Source organism: Rhodococcus sp. NPDC060084 (assembly GCF_042730335.1).
Taxonomy (GTDB): Bacteria; Actinomycetota; Actinomycetes; order Mycobacteriales; family Mycobacteriaceae; genus Rhodococcus.
In genome coordinates this window covers 153,741-174,008 of the sequence record NZ_JBHWWX010000005.1, presented here as the reverse complement: position 1 = coordinate 174,008, position 20,268 = coordinate 153,741, and the positions used below count along the sequence as shown (strand labels likewise).

18 protein-coding genes are annotated in these 20,268 nt (G+C 67.4%); 12 read left to right on the top strand and 6 right to left on the bottom strand.

The window, feature by feature from the left end:
• Window positions 1-107 precede the first annotated feature (107 nt).
• Window positions 108-518: a DUF5319 domain-containing protein gene (locus ACFWBU_RS05135; protein ID WP_169619925.1), complete on the bottom strand. Its 411-nt coding sequence runs from the start codon at window positions 516-518 to the stop codon at window positions 108-110.
• A 297-nt stretch (window positions 519-815) separates the two neighbouring features.
• On the opposite strand from ACFWBU_RS05135, the gene guaB reads away from it, so the two are divergent.
• The 5 genes from guaB (at window position 816) to ACFWBU_RS05110 (ending at window position 8,604) form a co-directional block, all read left to right on the top strand.
• The gene (guaB, locus tag ACFWBU_RS05130) at window positions 816-2,339 is read left to right on the top strand and encodes an IMP dehydrogenase (protein WP_169619924.1); all 1,524 of its coding nucleotides are present in this window, start codon (window positions 816-818) and stop codon (window positions 2,337-2,339) included.
• Between the two features lie 72 nt (window positions 2,340-2,411).
• Window positions 2,412-3,551, top strand: a complete 1,140-nt coding sequence (locus tag ACFWBU_RS05125) for a GuaB3 family IMP dehydrogenase-related protein (RefSeq protein WP_169651634.1) — start codon at window positions 2,412-2,414, stop codon at window positions 3,549-3,551.
• Between the two features lie 204 nt (window positions 3,552-3,755).
• Window positions 3,756-5,486: a GMC oxidoreductase gene (locus tag ACFWBU_RS05120; RefSeq protein ID WP_296551770.1), complete on the top strand. Its 1,731-nt coding sequence runs from the start codon at window positions 3,756-3,758 to the stop codon at window positions 5,484-5,486.
• Window positions 5,487-5,543: 57 nt separating this feature from the next.
• Window positions 5,544-7,115 carry a glutamine-hydrolyzing GMP synthase gene (gene guaA / locus ACFWBU_RS05115; RefSeq protein ID WP_169619921.1) on the top strand — a complete coding sequence of 524 codons (1,572 nt, stop codon included), beginning with the start codon at window positions 5,544-5,546 and terminating at the stop codon, window positions 7,113-7,115.
• Window positions 7,116-7,275: 160 nt separating this feature from the next.
• Window positions 7,276-8,604, top strand: coding sequence for a hemolysin family protein (locus ACFWBU_RS05110; protein WP_378527687.1), 1,329 nt, complete (start codon window positions 7,276-7,278; stop codon window positions 8,602-8,604).
• A 30-nt stretch (window positions 8,605-8,634) separates the two neighbouring features.
• Here ACFWBU_RS05110 and ACFWBU_RS05105 read toward each other — a convergent pair whose 3' ends face one another.
• Window positions 8,635-8,874: a hypothetical protein gene (locus ACFWBU_RS05105; RefSeq protein ID WP_169619919.1), complete on the bottom strand. Its 240-nt coding sequence runs from the start codon at window positions 8,872-8,874 to the stop codon at window positions 8,635-8,637.
• A complete protein-coding gene (locus ACFWBU_RS05100) occupies window positions 8,867-10,288 on the bottom strand; it encodes a PspC domain-containing protein (RefSeq protein WP_169619918.1) in 1,422 nt (473 codons plus the stop codon). The genes ACFWBU_RS05105 and ACFWBU_RS05100 overlap by 8 nt, the downstream gene beginning before the upstream one ends.
• Window positions 10,289-10,418: 130 nt before the next feature.
• Between ACFWBU_RS05100 and ACFWBU_RS05095 the strand changes: the two genes are divergently transcribed.
• Together ACFWBU_RS05095 and ACFWBU_RS05090 are read left to right on the top strand one after the other, a co-directional pair.
• Window positions 10,419-11,687: an ATP-binding protein gene (locus tag ACFWBU_RS05095; RefSeq protein WP_296551772.1), complete on the top strand. Its 1,269-nt coding sequence runs from the start codon at window positions 10,419-10,421 to the stop codon at window positions 11,685-11,687.
• Complete coding sequence (locus ACFWBU_RS05090; RefSeq protein WP_169619916.1) at window positions 11,684-12,370, top strand: response regulator transcription factor; 687 nt, start codon at window positions 11,684-11,686, stop codon at window positions 12,368-12,370. The genes ACFWBU_RS05095 and ACFWBU_RS05090 overlap by 4 nt, the downstream gene beginning before the upstream one ends.
• A 7-nt stretch (window positions 12,371-12,377) precedes the next feature.
• On the opposite strand, the gene ACFWBU_RS05085 is transcribed toward ACFWBU_RS05090, so the two are convergent.
• Together ACFWBU_RS05085 and ACFWBU_RS05080 are read right to left on the bottom strand one after the other, a co-directional pair.
• The gene (locus ACFWBU_RS05085; RefSeq protein WP_169620009.1) at window positions 12,378-12,839 is read right to left on the bottom strand and encodes a hypothetical protein; all 462 of its coding nucleotides are present in this window, start codon (window positions 12,837-12,839) and stop codon (window positions 12,378-12,380) included.
• A gap of 127 nt (window positions 12,840-12,966) precedes the next feature.
• On the bottom strand, window positions 12,967-14,172 hold the full coding sequence (locus tag ACFWBU_RS05080; RefSeq protein ID WP_169619915.1) for a serine/threonine-protein kinase: 1,206 nt from the start codon (window positions 14,170-14,172) through the stop codon (window positions 12,967-12,969).
• Window positions 14,173-14,376: 204 nt separating this feature from the next.
• Here ACFWBU_RS05080 and ACFWBU_RS05075 point away from each other — a divergent pair, with 204 nt between their 5' ends.
• The 5 genes from ACFWBU_RS05075 to ACFWBU_RS05055 all read left to right on the top strand — a co-directional run bounded on the left by ACFWBU_RS05075 (window position 14,377) and on the right by ACFWBU_RS05055 (window position 19,439).
• A complete protein-coding gene (locus ACFWBU_RS05075; RefSeq protein ID WP_378527685.1) occupies window positions 14,377-15,147 on the top strand; it encodes a hypothetical protein in 771 nt (256 codons plus the stop codon).
• Window positions 15,144-16,718, top strand: a complete 1,575-nt coding sequence (locus tag ACFWBU_RS05070; protein WP_378527684.1) for a DNA polymerase Y family protein — start codon at window positions 15,144-15,146, stop codon at window positions 16,716-16,718. Before ACFWBU_RS05075 ends, ACFWBU_RS05070 begins: the two co-directional genes overlap by 4 nt.
• A 15-nt stretch (window positions 16,719-16,733) precedes the next feature.
• The gene (locus ACFWBU_RS05065) at window positions 16,734-17,495 is read left to right on the top strand and encodes an alpha/beta fold hydrolase (protein WP_378527683.1); all 762 of its coding nucleotides are present in this window, start codon (window positions 16,734-16,736) and stop codon (window positions 17,493-17,495) included.
• Window positions 17,496-17,520: 25 nt separating this feature from the next.
• Window positions 17,521-18,435 (top strand): exodeoxyribonuclease III, encoded by a 915-nt coding sequence (locus ACFWBU_RS05060; RefSeq protein WP_169651640.1) that lies wholly within the window; start codon window positions 17,521-17,523, stop codon window positions 18,433-18,435.
• Between the two features lie 455 nt (window positions 18,436-18,890).
• Window positions 18,891-19,439, top strand: coding sequence for an Imm21 family immunity protein (locus tag ACFWBU_RS05055; RefSeq protein WP_169619910.1), 549 nt, complete (start codon window positions 18,891-18,893; stop codon window positions 19,437-19,439).
• A gap of 60 nt (window positions 19,440-19,499) precedes the next feature.
• Here the strand turns inward: ACFWBU_RS05055 and ACFWBU_RS05050 are convergent, their stop codons facing one another.
• Entirely contained in the window at window positions 19,500-20,240 is a 741-nt protein-coding gene (locus tag ACFWBU_RS05050) for a hypothetical protein (protein ID WP_378527681.1), read from the bottom strand.
• Between the last annotated feature and the right edge of the window lie 28 nt (window positions 20,241-20,268).

Here is a 20,268-nt window from a genome sequence, read left to right as displayed (position 1 = left end):
TTATGTGAATAAGAGACAGCCCTTGGGGGAGGGTCACCACCTGCACACAGAAACGCGGGCCCAGCAGCGACGCTGCTGGGCCCTCGTTGTCGTCGAGTGTGGGGGAGTCAGGGCTCTCGTCCGTACGGGTCCACCGGCAACGCGTCGTTCATCGAGGCGTCGGCGTATCCGCGGCAGTAGTCCCACGTCACGTAGGCATCGGGCGCGGGATCGAACGCAGGCTCGTGCGGACGGACGGTGCCGTCGACAAGCAACTGCAGCAGGTTCGCCCGGAGCATGTCCCAGTCGTGGTAGTGGTCCTGGTGGCAATCCTCGCAGCACACAACGAGACCGCGGACTCCACGTGGAGCCAGCAATGCCTCGTAGACCGCGAGGTCGGCGAGGTCTTCTTCCACCGCGAGGCGTTCGGCAGGATCGAGTGGCTGACCCGGCTCGATCGCGTCCAAAGCTGCGGACGGATCGTCGGGATCTCCTGCGAACGGGTCCGGGGGAAGCCCGGGGGGCAACTGATCACGCACGACTCCACGGTACGCAGCCCGAGGGGTTCTGCGCCAGCGGAACGGCCCGGACACGCCGCAACCCGGCCGCATCCCGTGTCGAATCCGCACCGGAACGGCCACGGTGCCAGGGTTGAGCGAGGACAGTTCCGGCCAACGGATATCATGGACATGTGCGCGTAGTCCCGGCTCCGGCGGTGCCGGAACGGGAAGCGCAGGCGGCGGTTCTGCAGGTCGGCATCGCTGCACACCACAATTTTCCGATGCCGGACGGTTGCCGTCCGCACCCATCGATCGTCAACGGAGGGTCCGAACCGCATGAGTAGTACCGGAGGGCATGTGCACACCGGCGGTGACGACCCCGAGAAGGTCGCCATGTTGGGACTGACCTTCGACGACGTGCTGCTGCTGCCGGCGGCGTCCGACGTCGTCCCGAGCAAGGTCGACACCTCGAGTCAGCTGACCCGCGACATCCGCCTGCGTACACCGCTGGTGAGCTCCGCCATGGACACGGTCACCGAGTCGCGCATGGCCATCGCGATGGCCCGTGTCGGCGGTATGGGCGTGCTGCACCGCAATATGCCTGCGGACGTGCAGGCCGCTCAGGTCGAGACCGTGAAGCGGTCCGAGGCGGGCATGGTCACCGATCCCGTGACCTGCAAGCCGACCGACACGCTCGCCGAGGTCGACGCGAAGTGTGCGCGCTTCCGCATCTCGGGTCTTCCCGTCACCGACGACGAAGGCCAGCTCGTCGGCATCATCACGAACCGCGATATGCGGTTCGAGGTGGATCAGAACCGGCCGGTCTACGAGGTGATGACCAAGTCGCCTCTCGTCACCGCGCGCGAAGGCGTCACCGCCGAGGCCGCACTCGGGCTCCTGCGCCGTCACAAGATCGAGAAGCTGCCGATCGTCGACGGTCAGGGCAAGCTCACCGGGCTGATCACCGTCAAGGACTTCGTCAAGACCGAACAGCATCCCAACGCCACCAAGGACCGCGACGGCCGTCTGCTCGTCGGCGCGGCCGTCGGCGTCGGTGACGACGCGTGGACTCGTGCCATGACGCTGGCGGACGCCGGTGTCGACGTCTTCGTCGTGGACAGCGCGCACGGTCACTCGTCGAACGTGTTGTCGATGATCGCCAAGCTCAAGGCCGAGGTCGGCGAGCGCGTGCAGATCATCGGCGGCAACGTCGCGACCCGGCAGGGAACGGCGGCGCTCATCGAAGCGGGCGTCGACGCCGTCAAGGTCGGTATCGGTCCCGGCTCGATCTGCACGACGCGTGTCGTCGCCGGTGTGGGTGCGCCTCAGATCACCGCGATTCTCGAAGCGTCGACGGTGGCACGGGCACACGGTGTGCCGGTGATCGCCGACGGTGGCATGCAGTTCTCCGGAGACGTGGCGAAGGCCCTCGCGGCCGGCGCGTCCACTGCGATGCTCGGCTCGCTTCTCGCCGGCACGACCGAGTCGCCCGGCCAGCTGATCCTCGTCAACGGCAAGCAGTTCAAGAGCTACCGCGGGATGGGTTCGCTCGGCGCGATGCAGAGCCGGGGCGAAGCCAAGTCGTACTCGAAGGACCGCTACTTCCAGGACGACGTGCTGTCCGAGGACAAGCTCGTGCCGGAGGGAATCGAGGGACGTGTCCCGTTCCGCGGACCTCTGCAGCAGGTCACGCACCAGCTCATCGGTGGCCTTCGGGCGGCCATGGGCTACACAGGGGCGTCGACGATCGAGGAACTGCAGAACGCGCAGTTCGTCCAGATCACCGCGGCAGGCCTGAAAGAGAGCCATCCGCACGACATCACGATCACCGCGGAGGCACCGAACTACGCTGCCCGGTAGGGCCACGAGTCCGCAGCATGCCCCGTCTCAGGTGTGACGGGAGCACCGTCAATACAGGAGAAAGGGGCGCGCGTGCGCGACCTCGTTGAAATCGGCATGGGCCGCACGGCTCGCCGCACCTACGAACTGGACGACGTCGATATCGTTCCGTCCCGGCGGACGCGTTCGTCGAAGGAGGTGTCGACGGCGTGGCAGCTCGATGCGTACCGCTTCGACATTCCCGTCCTCGCGCACCCCACCGACGCCCTGGTGTCGCCGTCGTTCGCGGTGGAGCTGGGTAAGGCCGGAGGCCTCGGTGTCATCAACGGTGAGGGCCTGTGGGGTCGTCACGCCGACGTCGACGCGGTGATCACCCGGCTCGCCGAGATCGCCGACTCCGATCCGGACCCCAGTGCCGCGATCCGGTACCTGCAGGAGCTGCATGCGGCCCCGCTGAAGCCCGACCTGCTGGCCGCCGCGGTCGCACAGGTGCGTGACGAGGGCGTCACCACCGCGGTGCGCGTGAGTCCGCAGAACGCGCGCGCCCTCACTCCCGCGCTCGTGAAGGCCGGCATCGACCTGCTCGTCGTGCAGGGCACCATCATCTCCGCCGAGCACGTCGCGCACGGCGAGGACGAGCCGCTCAACCTGAAGACGTTCATCTCCGAGCTCGATGTGCCGGTGGTTGCCGGCGGCGTGAGCGACCATCGGACGGCCCTGCACCTGATGCGTACGGGTGCCGCGGGCGTCATCGTCGGTTTCGGATCGACAGCGGAGGCGACCACCACGAGTCCTTCGCTCGGGATCGGAATCCCGATGGCGACGGCGATCGCGGATGCGGCTGCCGCTCGCCGCGACTACCTCGACGAGACCGGTGGCCGGTACGTCCACGTGATCGCGGACGGAGATATCGAGACCGCCGGCGATCTGGCGAAGGCGATTGCCTGCGGTGCCGACGCCGCGGTGCTCGGCGCCCCGCTCGCGGTGGCGGCAGAGGCCGCCGGACACGGCTGGTACTGGCCCTCGGTGGCCGCGCACCCGTCGATGCCTCGCGGTGCGGTGCTCCAGGTCGCGTACGACGAGCGGCCCAGTCTGGCGCGCGTCCTGAACGGGCCGTCCGACGATCCGTACGGTTCGCTCAACCTCGTCGGCGGTCTGCGCCGTTCGATGGCCAAGGCCGGGTACTCGGATCTCAAGGAATTCCAGAAGGTGGGCTTGTCGGTGCGCGCCTGACGCAGCACCGCACGAATCTGCTCGGCTGTGGCCGAATGCTCCCCGCGTCGCTTCGGCGGCGTGAAGGCGGCATTCGGCCACAGCCGTATTCGCTGTTCGGGGTCTTGGTGCAACTCCCGGTAACGGTTAGGGTTGCCTCGTGCCGGTAATCACATCTTCGGTGTGCATACTGACCGGTAACAAATGCCGTTCGGTGGAGGTGCCATGGGTCAGCAGCAGCGGGTTACGGACTACGACGTTCTGATCGTCGGATCCGGGTTCGGTGGAAGCGTCACCGCGCTCCGCCTGGTGGAGAAGGGCTACAAGGTCGGAATCCTCGAAGCAGGACGTCGTTTTGCCGACGCCGACTTCGCGAAGACCAGCTGGGACCTCCGGCGTTTCCTGTGGGCACCCAAGCTCGGATGCTTCGGTATCCAGCGCGTCCACTTGCTGCGTGACTGCCTGATTCTCGCGGGCGCCGGGGTGGGCGGCGGATCGCTCAACTACGCGAACACCTTGTACAAGCCCCCGGCTCCGTTCTTCGAGGACGCACAGTGGGCCGGCATCACCGATTGGCACGACGAGCTGAGCCCGTTCTACGAGCAGGCACAGCGGATGCTCGGTGTCGTGCAGTACAGCCGGATGACCGCGGCGGACAAGGTCGTCAAGGAGGTCGCGGACGAGATGGGCGTCGGTGAGACGTTCGTCAAGACTCCGGTGGGGGTGTACTTCGGTGAAGCGGGGCGCACCGTGCCCGACCCGTACTTCGGCGGTGCCGGACCCGATCGCGCCGGCTGCATCGAATGTGGCGAGTGCATGACGGGTTGCCGTCACGGCGCGAAGAACACCCTCGTCAAGAACTATCTCGGGCTCGCGGAAACCGCAGGAGCCGAGATCATTCCGCTGACCACCGTCACCGATCTCCGTGAGGCCGGCGACGGCACATGGGACGTGATCACCGAGCGCACCGGCGCGTGGCTGCGCAAGGGCCGCCGTACCTACACGGCCTCGCACGTCGTGCTCGCCGCCGGTACGTGGGGCACCCAGCACCTGCTGCACCACCTCAAGGACACCGGTGCGCTGCCCGCGCTCTCCGATCGCGTGGGCGAACTGACCCGCACCAACTCCGAATCGATCGTCGGCGCGGGCATGTACGAGGTGCATCCCGATCTGGACATCACGCAGGGCGTCGCGATCACGTCGTCGTTCCATCCGACGCCCGACACCCACATCGAGCCCGTGCGTTACGGCAAGGGCTCGAACGCGATGGGGCTGCTGCAGACCCTGATGACCGACGGCGACGGGCCCACCCCGCGCTGGATCAAGTTCCTCGGTCAGGTGGCGAAGAATCCGCGCAAGATGCTGCGGATGCTGTCGGTGCGGAACTGGAGCGAGCGGACGATCATCGCCCTCGTCATGCAGAACCTCGACAACTCGATCACCACCTACACGAAGAAGGGTCTCTTCGGCAGCCGGAAGGTCACCAGCAAGCAGGGCCACGGCCAGCCCAACCCCACGTGGATCCCCGCCGGAAACGAGGCGACCCGTCGCATCGCGGAGAAGATCGACGGCGTCGCCGGAGGTACGTGGGGTGAGATCTTCAACATTCCGCTCACCGCACACTTCCTCGGCGGCGCAGTCATCGGAACCGATCCCGAACACGGCGTGATCGACCCGTACCAGCGGGTGCACGGCTACCCCACCCTCAGTGTCGCGGACGGAGCGGCAGTATCGGCGAACCTCGGGGTGAACCCCTCGCTCACCATCGCAGCGCAGGCCGAACGTGCCGCGGCGCTCTGGCCCAACAAGGGCGAGCAGGACCAGCGGCCTGCCCAGGGCGAGGCCTACCGCAGGCTGCAGCCGATCGCACCGAAGAACCCCGTGGTCCCCGAGGGTGCCCCCGGGGCGCTGCACCTGCCCATCGTCGGGATCACAGGCTCGACCGGGGCCGCCTGATCCTCCACCGGTCCGGCCGCGTCGGGGGCACCCGGCGCGGCCGCTTAGACTGTTCTGGTGTCGCAAACCCAGCAGTCCAGGCCGGTCCTCGTCGTCGACTTCGGAGCCCAGTACGCGCAGCTGATCGCACGGCGCGTCCGTGAGGCGAACGTGTACTCGGAGGTCGTGCCTCACACCACCGCCGTAGACGAGATCGCAGCGAAGGATCCGCTCGCAGTGGTGCTCTCCGGTGGTCCCTCCAGCGTCTACGAAGACGGCGCGCCCACACTCGACCCGAAGCTGTTCGATCTCGGCGTCCCGGTGTTCGGCATCTGCTACGGCTTCCAGGCGATGGCCCAGGCGCTCGGCGGCACCGTCGGGCACACCGGTGCCCGTGAATACGGCCGCACCGAACTCGAGGTCTCCGGCGGAGTTCTGCACGACGGTCTGCCCGCGACGCAGCCGGTATGGATGAGCCACGGGGACGGCGTCACCGCAGCTCCCGAGGGCTTCGAGGTCACCGCGACGAGCGCGGGTGCCCCGGTTGCCGCCTTCGAGGATCGCGCCCGGCGACTTGCGGGCGTCCAGTACCACCCCGAGGTCCTGCACTCACCGCACGGCCAGCAGGTCCTGAGCCGCTTCCTGCACGACATCGCGGGCATTCCCGGCAGCTGGACGGCAGCCAACATCGCCGAATCCCTCATCGAGCAGGTTCGAGCACAGGTCGGAGACGGACGCGCGATCTGCGGGCTGTCCGGCGGCGTGGACTCGGCAGTCGCGGCGGCGCTCGTGCAGCGCGCGATCGGTGACCGCCTCACCTGCGTTTTCGTCGACCACGGCCTGATGCGGGAGGGTGAGCGTCAGCAGGTGGAGAAGGACTTCGTCGCCGCCACCGGCGCCCGCCTCGTCACCGTGGACGCCTCGGACACCTTCCTCCGGGAGCTCTCCGGTGTCACCGACCCCGAGACCAAGCGCAAGATCATCGGCCGCGAATTCATCCGCAGTTTCGAAGGCGCGGTGTCCGAGGTGCTCGGCGAGGGCGCCGAGAAGGGCGAGACCGTCGAGTTCCTCGTGCAGGGCACGCTGTATCCCGATGTGGTCGAGTCGGGTGGCGGCTCCGGCACCGCCAACATCAAGAGCCACCACAACGTCGGTGGTCTCCCGGAAGATCTGCAGTTCGCACTCGTCGAACCGCTGCGCCTGCTGTTCAAGGACGAAGTGCGCGCCGTGGGACGTCAGCTCGGACTGCCCGAGGAGATCGTCGGCCGCCAGCCGTTCCCCGGCCCGGGCCTCGGTATCCGCATCATCGGCGAGGTCACCCGCGAGCGACTCGAGATTCTTCGTCGTGCCGACTCCATCGCGCGCGAGGAACTCACCTCTGCCGGGCTCGACGGCCAGATCTGGCAGTGCCCGGTCGTGCTGCTCGCCGACGTGCGGAGCGTGGGCGTGCAGGGTGACGGCCGCACCTACGGCCACCCCATCGTCCTGCGCCCGGTCTCGAGCGAAGATGCCATGACCGCGGACTGGACGCGACTGCCGTACGAGACGCTCGAGCGCATCTCCACGCGCATCACGAACGAGGTCGCCGAGGTGAACCGCGTCGTGCTCGACGTGACGAGCAAGCCGCCGGGAACCATCGAGTGGGAGTGACCTTTGCGGCGTCGTAGTGCACGGGAGCAGGTCGAGCGCCCTCGACCTGCTCCGTGATGCCGTCTCCTCTGCCTAGACTGAAACGTCACCGGCGAGGAGCGCGGAACATGGACCACGACCCGAGATCTCAGTCCTGCCGCAATCACCACAGGCCTCCGGCATGACCAGCGGCACGCTCGTCAACGTGGGGGCGGTGCTGCTGTTCGTCCTCGTCGGCGGCGTGTTCGCCGCTACCGAGATGGCCTTGGTGTCGTTGCGGGAAAGCCAACTTCGGGAGTTGGCCCGGCGTGGCGGTCGTGGTCGCCGCACCGCCGCCCTCGCGCGTGACCCCAACCGGTTCCTGTCCGCCGTGCAGATCGGCGTCACCGTCGCGGGGTTCTTCTCCGCCGCCTTCGGTGCGTCCACCCTCGCCCCCGATGTGGCACCGACGCTGCGCGGTTGGGGGCTCGGGCCGGCAGTCGCCGATGCAGTCGCTCTCGTCGGCACCACCTTGGTCATCGCCTACCTGTCATTGGTGCTCGGTGAGTTGGTGCCCAAGCGCATCGCGTTGCAGCGGTCCACCGGGATGGCGCTGGCCACGGCACCCGCCCTCGACCGATTCGCGAGCATCATGCGACCGGTCATCTGGCTGCTCTCGGTCTCCACCGATGCACTGGTGCGCCTTCTCGGTTCCGACCCGTCGATCAAGAACGAGCAGATCACCCACGAGGAACTGCGCGACATGCTCGTCGGTCTCGAGGCGCTTTCCGAGGACGAACGCAGCGTGTTCACCGAAGTGTTCGACGTAGGCTCCCGGAACCTGGGGGAGGTGATGCGGCCCCGCACCGAAGTGGACTTCCTGCGCGCCGACACGACGATTCCCGACGCCCGGGCACTCGCCCTCGGTCTCGGCCATACGCGATATCCCGTCATCGCCGACACTGCCGATCACGTGGTCGGATTCGTGCATCTGCGCGATCTGCTGCTGATCGATCGGCCCGACGGCACGGTCGCGGACCTGTGCCGGCCGATTGTGGCGTTGCCGGGATCGAAGCCGGCTCTTGCCGCTCTGACGGTGATGCGACGGGGCAATGCGCAGATCGCGTTGGTCGTCGACGAATACGGCGGCACCGCAGGCATCGTCACGGTCGAGGACATCGTGGAGGAGATCGTCGGCGAGATCGGTGACGAGTTCGATCCCGTCGACGGTGCGCCCGGTCCGGACGCGTCGGGCACGGGACGCCCGGCGTTGCGCGAAGACATCGACGGATTACTGCACGTCGAGGACTTCGCTCGGCGGACCGGTATCGCGCTACCCGAGGGCCCGTACGACACGGTCGCCGGCTTTGTCCTCTACCGGCTGGAGCACCTGCCGCAGGTGGGCGAAAGCCTCGCTCTCGACGGAAACCGGTTGACCGTCACCGAACTCGACGGTCGCCGCATCGCGCGCCTGCGCCTGACTCGCCCCCGGCACTCCGACCCGGACGACGCATCCCGGTCTCGAGCCTGAGACCGGGATGCGTCGGTGTCGGTGCCGCGTCTACTTGGAGCGCCTGTTCGGCAGGAACACCAGCACGGCACCGATCACGACGGCTACCCCGACCAGAATCCATCCCCCGTCGAACGTGGTGAGGAAATCCACGGAGAACGGTCCGACGAGTGCCCACGCGCTGACCAGAAGCGCGACGACGCCGGAGAGCAGGAGCAGGATCGAGGGGCCGCGCCGGCACCGGCCTTCCTGCGCGGATCCGGTATCGAATGCGGTGTCGTACTCAGCCACGATGCACCTCCAGGTTTCCGAAGTCGACAGCCGCGTCCAAGGTCAGGACCGGCCCCTTTTCGCCGTCACGCCCTCCGTCGAGGCCGGGCTCGGGGCATTGCGTGATCTCGCCGGCGTCGACCGAACACGTCGTGCGGACATCGAGATTCTCGGGCAGCAGCACCTCGACGTTGCCGAAGCTGCCGTCGACGTCGACCGTGTAGTCCTCGGTGAGCTCGAGGTTTCGCAGATCGAGTGTCATCTCACCGAAATGGGACGCGTAGGCGGGCTGGAGTTCTGCCGCCGAGGTCGGCGCCCAGTGGCGATTGCCCCAATTCGAATGATCCATCGGACCGATGATCGAGGCCAGGACCACGAAGCCGAGCAGCGGTCCGGTGACGACCAGCAGTCCGTGCCCGCGATGCAGGAACGCACCCACGATCATGCCGGCGCCGATGACCGCGAGTGCGATCGCGCCGACCCGGGCCGGTGTCATCCACGCGACATCGCCGGCCACGGCGACCGCTCCTGCGGCTGCCGCAGCGAGCACCGCAAGTCCGAGAACGGTGGTGGTCAGGCGCGAGCGCCTCTTTCCGGTGGGAACGAGATCACGGGCAGGTGCCGGTGCGGGAAGATCCCACGCGAACGGCGCGACGCCGAGGGGATCCCATGCCGGCGGACCCGGCGCAGCCGGCGAGGAGTCCTTCGTCGGCGCTCCGGGGTCCGGTTCCTTACGAAGGTTCGGCGTGCCGGACGGCGTGCTCATCGGCGTGGTTCCCTCCTGCGTCGTGCCGGCCGTCGCCTCCGGCGTACCTGTCAGATAGCCCGGGTCGCCGGGGGCCAATCCGCTGGGGGGCGGAGTCGAGGTGGTCGTCTGCCCGAACGCGTTCCGCGTGAACATCTGGTGCATGAACATTCCGTGCGAGAAGATGCCCTGCTGGAAGGGCTGCTCCGGAGATGCGGACGGGTCAGCGGTGAATCCTCCTTCCGGCGGGAGGAATCCCACCGGAGGTTCCGGCTGGCGCTGGTACAGCAACCACCAGCCGCCGAGCATCAGGAACGCACCGATGAATCCGGAACCTCCGAAGCCGGCTCCGACCGGGCCTACAGCGCTCGCCGCGATCGCGAGGGCCACCAGGATGACGATCACCTTGGTGGACGAATCCGAACTGTTCCCCCGTCCCATCAGGGATTCGAGTGGCGACACCTGATCGCCGCGGCGCGTGAACAACACCCACGCTGCCAGGTACAGCACGATTCCGGCGCCACCGAAGATCGCCGATACGGTGAAGGCGACGCGGATGAGCACCGGGTCGACGCCGTAGCGCATTCCGATCCCCGTGCACACACCGGCGACATGTCCCTGTTCCGGCAGGCGCACCGGGCGGGTGCGCCACATATCCGACAGTTGCTCGGGGAAGCTCCTCGTGGTCATGGCACCATCCTGTCGTGAAGCAGCATCGGGCACATCGGGGAGAAACCCTGATTTCCGGCGCCGCGGAACACCCTGACATCAGGGTCCGTCCCCGATGCCGTACCGGGTGCAACCGTGTCAGTATCGATATGTGCAGCCTGTAGCCGGATCACCCCTCCCCGTCCCGCGCCTCGAGCGACGGGTGGGCGGACGTGTCGTGGGCGGCGTCGCCGGTGGACTGGCGGATCACCTCGGAATCGACGTCACGAAGGTGCGGGTCGCGTTCACGATCCTGGCCGCCCTCGGCGGCGTCGGCATCGTCGCATACGGATTGTTGTGGATGTTCGTGCCGCCGGGATCGGACAGTACCCGCCCCGAGCCGGGGGAACGTCGCCGCGCGGTGGGGCTGGCGGTCATGGGAATTGCCCTCGCTGTGGGCCTGTCGTGGCTTTTCAGCGGGGGAGCGGCCTCGGTCATCACGCCGGTTCTGGTGGTCGCGGTGGGCGCGGCCCTGGTGTGGCGAGAATTCGACGCGGAAGGACCGAGATCGGTCTTCGGTCTGCCGGCCAGGCCGACGGTGCTCACGTGGGCCCGCGTCCTCGGTGGTCTCACGCTCGTGGTGACGGGACTGGGAGTGATAGTCCTCGCCCAGGTCGACGTGGCGGCATTGCGGTCCTCGCTCCTGGCGGTGGTGGTGACCCTGATCGGTGCCGCGTTGCTGTCCGTACCGCTGTGGATCCGGATGTGGCGGGCGCTCGAATCCGAGCGTGCTGCGCGCGTCCGGAACGAGGAGCGCGAAGAAATTGCGTCCCACCTGCACGATTCCGTATTGCAGACCCTCGCCCTCATCCAGAAGCAGGCTGCCGATCAGCAAGAAGTCCTTCGGCTCGCGCGCAGCCAGGAACGCGAACTACGACGCTGGCTGTTCGGTGGGGACGAGTCGCCGCGGACTTCCCTCGCAGAAGCACTGCGGACGATCGCGGGCGAGGTCGAGGATCAGCACGGAGTGTCGGTCGTGCCCGTCATCGTCGGCGACGTGGCACCGGACGACGACATGTCGCCCGAAGCCGTCACCGCCGTTCTCGGCGCCACGCGCGAAGCACTCGTCAACGCTGCCAAGCACGCGCAGGTCGACAACGTCGATCTGTTCGCGGAAGTCGAACCGGACCAGATCAGTGTGTTCGTCCGCGACCGCGGCGTGGGATTCGATCCCGATGCGGTGCCCGGAGATCGCCAGGGACTTGCTCGTTCGATCCGCACCCGTATCGAACGCCGCGGCGGCCGGACGGTGGTGAAGTCGAACCCGGGCAAAGGCACCGAAATTCGCATCCACATGCCGCGCGCCGGACGCGAGCAGAGCGAGGAGACGACCTTAGAGTGGGAGGTGACCGACCCCCACCCCGAGGAGCAGACGCAGTGATTTCGACCCCGGTGACAGCGTCCGAGGTTTCCGAGCACGTCCGCCGTTTCCGCGTCTTCCTGGTCGACGACCACGCGGTGTTCCGGTCGGGTGTCCGCACCGAGCTGGGGCGCGAACACGACATGGACATCGTGGGGGAGGCCGGCGGTGTCGGTGAGGCCGTCGCCGGTATCGAGACTTCGCGGCCCGACGTCGTGCTCCTCGACGTGCACATGCCCGACGGTGGCGGAGTGGCCGTGCTCAACCGCATCACCGACGGTCCGGTGTGTCTCGCGCTGAGCGTGTCGGACGCAGCCGAAGATGTCATCGCCGTCATCCGTGCCGGCGCGCGCGGATACGTCACCAAGACCATCTCGGGACCCGACCTTGCCGACGCGGTACGCCGGGTGGCAGGGGGAGACGCGGTATTCAGCCCGCGGCTTGCGGGTTTCGTGCTCGACTCGTTCACCGGCAGGTCTTCCGCGCCGGAACCCCCGCTCGATCCCGAGTTGGACTCCCTGACGCCGCGGGAACTCGAAGTACTGCGATTGCTCGCCCGCGGTTACACCTACCGCGAGATCGCCGAAGAACTGGTGATCTCGGTGAAGACGGTCGAAACCCACGCGTCGAACGTGCTTCGCAAGACCCAGCAGTCCAATCGCAATGCGCTGACGCGATGGGCACACCGGCGCCGCATCGATTGACCGGCCCTCAGTGTGTCGCCAGGCGCTCCGTAGTCCTCGCGGCGATCGCTGCGGCCACGTTGTCGATTCCGCCTAGGACACCCGCTCCGTAGCCGTCGTCGGCGAGGGCATCGGCGCAGTCCCGGGCGGCCGCGAGATGACCGGCGGCCGAGTCGAAGTCGCCGAGGCGCCGGTAGTCGTCGGCGAGGTTGAGGTGCAGCGACGGGTAGAAGCCGCGGATGCGGAGGGACTCGTGGTGTTCTCGGACGCGTCGGTCGTCCATATCGTCGGCGGCGGCCAGTGCCCTGATGTCCCATTCCAGTGAGGCTGCCGCGTCGTCGTACAGGTCGGCCAGATAGTGGGCGAGGGTGCAGCGATGGAGCGGGTCGCCTCCGGGGCCGATCCCGGCCCACAGTTCTTCGAGCGCAACACGAGCGTCGGAGGCGCGTCCCGCGCGAGCCAGAGTCACGGCGTCGGTGATCGCTGTCATGGTCGGATCCGCTGGTGGAGTGCTCACGGTCTGCTCCCTCTGCTGTGGGGTGGGAGCCGGATCGTCACATACCCGTCCGACATTGCCGGGCGGACCGCAGATTTCGCCTACGCGGAATCGGGAAAGGTCAGGTCACGAGAAAGCTGATGACGAGGGCGGCCACGAGCGCTGCGACCAGCAGCGCGACCATGGCTGCCATCGCCAGCGGTGCGTAGGCGACAACCTTGTCCTGCAGTGAGTCGGGTACCGGGCCGTTCGGAAGGAGGCGGTCCAGCAGCCCGGAAGGAGGCGAACTTCTCCTGCTCGGCGACGGTCCCTGCGTCTTGTGCCCGGGCGGTATCTCGCCGAGCGGCCGGTCGACGAACGACCCCCGACCGCGGAGAGGCTCCGCGAGAGGGGTCGCGCGCTGCGCCCAGGAGGGAACGGTCCCGTCCTCCGACACGATGGGTCGTCCGCGGAGTTGTGCGGCCGTGCCCCCGGGACCGAGCGTGACCGCGGCGAGCAGGTCGCGGGCCTGGGCCATCGTCGGCCGACGGGCAGGGTCCGGCTCGAGCATCGACAGGAGGATGTCGGTGAGGGGGCCCGTGTTCGTGGGCATGATGATCTCGGCGCGGGCAACCCGGTGCAGCAGAGCGATCGAGTCGGCCTCGAAACCGAACGGCGGCTGCCCCTCGATGGCGGTGTAGAGAGTCGCGCCGAGTGAGAAGACGTCGCTGGCCTCGGTCGGGTCGTTGCCGCGTGCGACCTCTGGGGCAAAATACGCGGGCGTTCCGATGATCACGCCTGCCGGGTCGTTGTCGCCCTTGACCCGCGCGATGCCGAAGTCGCTGATCTTCACGACGCCGGAGATCTCGCCCCGCTCGGCGATCAGGATGTTGCCGGGTTTGACGTCGCGGTGAACGATGCCGGCAGCATGTGCGGCGGTGAGAGCGTCGGCGACGTTCGCCCCGATCTGGGCCACGATGTACGGCGGCAGCGTGTCGACGGCGTTCATCACCTGCGCCAGGCTCCGAGAGGGCAGATGCTCCATGACGAGCCACGGCTCGCCGTAATGCAGAGCGACGTCGTACATGGAGATGGCGTGTTCGTGCGTGAGCTGGGCCGCGACCCGGCCTTCGCGTAGTGCCCGGCGGCGGATCTCCTCGGCTTCGGCGTGGTCGAGGTCGGCGGTGGAGATCACCTGCTTGACAGCTACGTTGCGGCCGAGTCTGGTGTCGCGGGCGAGCCAGACGGCTCCCATGCCGCCACCGCCGAGCTTGGAATCGAGTCGATACCGCCCGGCCACCAAGTGGTCCGGGCCGACGACTCGTCCTGCTCTGTCCTGATCGACCACCTTGCCAAGGGTAATCGATGGGGTCGGGGCCGCCGGAGGCGAGACTGCGAGGTGTGGCCGGTCGCCCACTTGACGGCGAGCGAGCACATCGGGTCTACTGAAATGGTTCGAATGAATGTTCGAATACGAATTCGCGCTGGGCCACGTCTTCCCCGTGGTCGGCCGGTCGTGTGCAACGCGGCGGGCGGATGACAGGGGTGCAAGGTGGGCGAGGTAGCCGAATTTCCGATCGGTGACGAAGAAGCAGGGCTGGAGCGGGCGCAGCAGATAGAGACGCTGCGACGACGGATCGCCGCTGTCCCCTCGCGCGGTGAGGTCTCCCGCCCGACACCGGTGGCGGAGCCTGCCGAGGTCCCGTCCCGTGGAGTGCTTCCGGTACCCGGGCCGCTCGCCGAGTTGCTGCCGCACGGTGGTCTCGTCCGCGGCACCGTCGTCTCGGTTTCCGGTGCGGCCTCCCTGTTGCTGGGGGTGCTGGCCTCCGTGACCTCCTCCGGGGGGCACGCCGCGGTGATCGGTCAGCGGCGGCTGGGATTGCTCGCTGCGGCGGAAATGGGAGCGCATCTGCAACGTCTCGCGATGGTTCCGGATCCCGGGCCCGATCCCGTCGAGGTTGCGGCGGTGCTTCTCGATGGGATGGATCTCGTCGTCCTCGGACTGGGCGGTGCCTCCGTCCCGCCGACCCGGGCACGTGCTGTCGCGGCCAGGGCCCGGAGCAAAGGGGCTGTCCTGATCGTCACCGACGGGAGATGGGAGGGGGCACAGGTCCGGCTCGAGGCGCAGGTCAGTGGTTATGACGGAGTGGACGGGCCCGGCCTCCGGAGGCTGTGCGGAACGCGACTGTCGGTACGGGCGCACGGGCGGGCTTTTCCTCCACGCACCACCCAGATCGATGTGTGTGCCGAGCGCAGCAGAGTGCTGTGGGAGCCCGGTGGACCCCGTCGCATCGGTGGCGGTGCCGGGCGGGTGGCGCAATGAACGTGCCCGCGCAAGCTCCGGCTCGGGTGGTCGCGGTGTGGTGCCCGGACTGGCCGGCGGTGGCGGCCGCGGCGTCCGCAGAACTGCCCGCGACCACCCCGATCGCGGTGGTCGCTGCCAATCGGGTGATTGCATGTTCTGCTACCGCACGCGCCGCGGGGGTACGACGCGGCCTGCGCCGTCGGGAAGCACAAGCACGATGCCCGGAACTGTATGTGGCACAGTCGGACCCCGACCGTGATGCAATCCGGTTCGAGTCGGTGGTGTCCGCGATCGATGCGGTCGCTCCGGGGGTGGAGGTGCTGCGCTCCGGTCTGGTGGTGCTGGCTGCTCGCGGTGTCGTCCGATGGTTCGGCTCGGAGGAGACGGCAGCGGAAAGCTTGGTCGACGCCGTTGCCGCAGTCGGAGTCGAGTGCCAGGTCGGCATCGCCGACGAGTTGTCCACCGCGGTGCTCGCGGCCCGGCGCGGCACCCTCGTTCCCGTCGGTGCCGGTGCCGGATTCCTGGCGCCCCTGCCCATTTCGGAACTGGCGGTGGAACCGGCACTGGCAGCTCCCGAGCGTACGGAAACGGTGGACCTGCTGCGTCGGCTGGGAATGCGCACGATCGGAACGTTCGCCGCACTGACCCCGGCCGAAGTGGCCTCCAGGTTCGGTTCCGATGCGGTCGCCGCGCACCGGAGTGCGCGAGGCTTGCCGGAACGCCCACCGTCGGGCCGGGCGATCCCTCCCGACCTGGTGGTGGAATATCCGTGCGATCCGCCGATCGATCGGGTGGACGCGGCCGCGTTCGCCGGTCGCACGCTGGCCGGGCTACTGCATGTCCGCCTTGCCGCGGCGGGGGTGGCATGCACGCGATTGCTTGTCGCCGCGCGCACCGGAAACGGCGAGGAGCACTCCCGGACCTGGCGCTGCGCCGAACCGTTGACTCCGGACGGGACCGCCGATCGGGTGCGCTGGCAACTCGACGGATGGCTCACCGGCCGCAGCGTTTCCCGCCCCACCGCGGGGATCGTGATGCTGCGTCTGGAACCGGTGGAAGTGGTGGCCTCGGGTGCGTTGCAATTGGGATTGTGGGGTGGGGTAGGAGACGAGGACGAACGGGCCAGACGAGCGCTGGTCCGCGTCCAAGGGCTTCTCGGCGGCGATGCGGTGCAGGTGGGAGTGCTCAGCGGCGGTCGCGGACCGGGCGAACGCGTCGTCCTCGTGCCCGTGGGGGACGAAGCGGTGCCGGCGTCCGACCCGAACGCTCCCTGGCCCGGTCGGCTCCCCCCGCCCGCGCCCGCCATGGTCCTGCACGAACCGCCCGTCGTGGCACTGGACGACGAGTCCGGTGCGCCGGTGACCGTCACGGAGCGGGGTGTGCTCGACGGGCGGCCGGTCCGGTTGCGATGGGGAAGTCGCAGCTGGACGGTGATCGGATGGGCGGGCCCGTGGCCGGTGGACGAGTACTGGTGGGATCCGGCGTCGGCTCGGCACGTCGCCAGGCTCCAGGTGCTGCTCGACGGCTCGCGTGCACTGCTCGTCATCTACGGCGCGGACGGCTGGCGGGTGGAGGGCGTCTACGACTGAGTAGGCTCGGCGGTCGTGGACAGTCTCGTGCGTACGGCCGAACCGAACGGTGTCGTGGTCTCGTATCGCGAGACCGCGCCGACCGGTCGCGCGCACCCGGTGCCGGTCGTGCTGGTGCACGGACTCGGCGGTGACGGTCGCACGTGGGCGCGTTTCTCCCGGATTCTGGCAAAGGCGGGGCGACGTGTCGTCGCTGTCGACCTGCGCGGCCACGGCCGAAGCGGTCGCGCCCAGTCGTATCGGTTCGACGATTTCGCCGCAGATGTCGCGGGTGTGTGTACCCACCTGGGATTCGACACGATCGATCTGGTCGGCCACTCACTCGGGGGGCACACCGGCTCGTTGATCGCACAGCGGCACCCGGAGCTCATCCGGCGGCTGGTACTCGAGGAAGCCCCGTTGCCCTCGAGAGCGGGTGATCCGGTTCCGCAGATTCCGGCCGGCCGTCCGACGCCCGCCGAACTGTGGCATGCCACCAGCAGCATGATCCTCAATCCGCGCGCCCTCTTCACTTTCGATCGGTCCATGACCGAGACCGTGGTGAGCCAATTCCATACCCCGAATCCTTTGTGGTGGGAACAACTTTCACACGTCCGATCGTCGACCCTGTTGCTGCGTGGCATCCGCCGCGGCAGTATGGTCGACCCGACGCTGCTCGCTGCGGCGCTGTCGTCGCTACCGGACGGAACGGTGCAGGAGATCGGGTGCGGCCACAGCATCCACCGCGATCGCGCCGGAGATTTCGCGGCCGCGGTCCTGCCGTTCCTCATGGACTGACCTTCGGTCCCTACACTGGTACTCCGTGCGTATCGCGACCTTCAACATCAACGGAATCCGTGCGGCGCAGCGACGCGGATTCGAAGAGTGGCTACGTGAGCGCCAGCCCGACGTGGTTGCACTGCAAGAGGTGCGTGCTCCTGCTGCGGCGGTTCCGCCCGGAGTATTCGGCAAGTACCACTTCAGTTACGAAGAGGGTGTGCTCCCGGGCCGCAACGGTGTGGGGATCCTGACGATGCATCCTCCCGCGGCGGTGCGCACATGGAGCGGTAGGGCTTTGGTGCGGGCACCCGGTGAAGATCACAGCGAGCCGATCGAACTCGAGCGAGTGCCGTTGGCGCGCGGACTGAAAGAATTCGCAGACGAAGGCCGCTATATCGAAGTCGATCTCGCAGATGCGCCGATCACTGTCGCGTCGCTGTATCTGCCGAAAGGTGGCGTCCCGGCGCACCTGCAGAAGCCTGGCCGCATGCGAGACGAACCCGACGGCGGGCTCCGGTACGCGCGCAAGATGCGTTTTCTGGACGCATTCGCACGACAACTGGGGAGGTCGCGTCGCGCGGCACGCGCGCAGGGCAGAGAACTGCTGCTGATGGGCGACCTCAACATCGCACACACCCGCTACGACGTCCGGAACTGGCGGCGCAGCAATCAGGCCGAGGGGTTCCTCCCCGAGGAACGTGAATGGCTCGATTCACTACTCTCGCCGCGCACCCTCGTCGACGTCGTCCGCCGGCACTACCCGGGTGTCGACGGACCGTACTCGTGGTGGTCGTGGATCCCCGGATCGTTCACGCGCGACGTCGGGTGGCGGATCGACTACCACCTTGCGACCCCGGGCCTCGCCCGAACCGCCGTCGCTGCGGGCACCGATCGGGAACCCGCGGAGGATCGACGGATGAGTGATCACGCACCGGTCGTCGTGGATTACGACATCTGATCTATCAATCCGTTTCACGGACCATCGACGCGCTGAGGCCAGCCGGGAGCGGAAAGCTGGACAGCGGGAGGAGCGTCGAGAATATCGCCGTAGCGGAAATCGTCGTTGGTGGACGGATGGCGAGGAGATATGGCGCTGCCTCGGCGAAGGTGAATTCACGGAACAGTTGGGATTCTCCGAACGCCCGTACAACGAGAAGTTCTGGGCCTCCAGGCGATGCCAGGAACGTCGTCCACAGGACCGGAACGTCCTCGGTTGCCACCCATTCGTAGGGTGGGGTGGGGTGGCTCGACCACAGACGCGCTGTCGAAGTGTTTTGTCGGCGTGGTGCCGTACCCTGCCGAAAGTACTTGGGGTCGCGGCGATTGTCGCTGTTGTCCGCCGCATCGTCTCGGTTCGAAGAAGCAAATGAAGAGCAGTGATCACCGATAGGCAAACGAAGAAAGTGAGCCGTCATGCTTTACACATGGGTCAGGTCCGCTGGAGGCCCCTTTCTGGTCGCCCCCGAATCAGAACTTGGTCACTGGGGCGGCGTAGACGACGACATGGAGGGACCCGTAGAGACATGGGGCGACTACGGCCGAGCCTGCTCGGTTGAGCGATCCATCGGCCTGGTCACAATCGGCTCCCAGCAGGCATTGGTCCTTGCAGACGAACCGGCTCGCACGACGTATCTCCCCGCCGAGCGGACGTTCCTGCGATGCTTAGCCGCAGACTCAGAAGACGAACTCGTCGCCGCAGCGCGGCAAGCGTTACAAGAACACATCACATGGGAGCCAGACGAAGACCTCGTCTGGGAAATACGTGAGCCTGTTTTGCTATTCGACTCGGCCTGGGCGGGAACTGAGATAGAACTCGACAACAGGCTCCACATCGCCCTCGATCCAGGGCTTTACCGAGTCCGGGCAACCTACATCGAAACCGGGGGCAACTGGATGATCCTCGTTCAACTCCAGCCGACCGGCGACAAGCACCGAACGGCGGCGAGTATCGCTGTCGTCTGACCCATCGTCTCAGTCCGAAGAGTGAAATGACTGGTGGGGCCCCGTTATGGGCTTTGCTTGTCAGGGACCATCGACGCGCTGTGGCCATCCGGGAACGGAAGGCTGGGCAACGGGAGGAGCGTCGAGAATATCGCCGTAGCGGAAGTTTCCGTTGCTGGGTGGGTACCCGCGATGACAGTAATCGAGAAGCGCGCGATCCTCGGGTCGACTAGCGGAGAAGAAGTCATTGTCCTTGCTCGTACTGAGACGTAACTCCCAGCCCTCGAAGACATTCCAGGGCGGGTGCACAGTGCGGACCGCGAGGTTCACCTGAGGAGCCGGAACATTCCAACCGGTGCGGGTAATGGCCAGAACGCGGGGACGGCTGCTCGTGTAGTTGCTCGTTTTCCAAGTGTCGCCGATGGGCACCGCCGTACCGGACTCGTCGGCGCAGTAGATGACGCGGTAGGACGGGCGGCCAAGTTTATCCGGGAGTGCGCGCGCCTCGATGACGTGGTTGTTCACCGTCCCTGTGCGGGGATAGGTTCGCCAATTATCGGCAATGGGATACGGCACTGCCTCGGCGAAGCCTTCGTAGGTTGATTCGAATCGGCCGGTGATTTCGTAGAACAGTTCGGATTCTCCGAACGCTCGAGCGACGAGGAGTTCGGGAGCGTCGAGGTCGATGCCAGGAACTGCGGTCCAACGGACGGACACGTCGTCGACTGCGACCCACTCGTGGGGTGGTGGCGTTTCGGTCACGGGCGTGTTATCGACGTGTTCTGTCTGCTGTGTGCCGCACCCTGCCGAGAGAACCAGCATGGTCGCGGCGAGTATTGCTAGTGCTGGG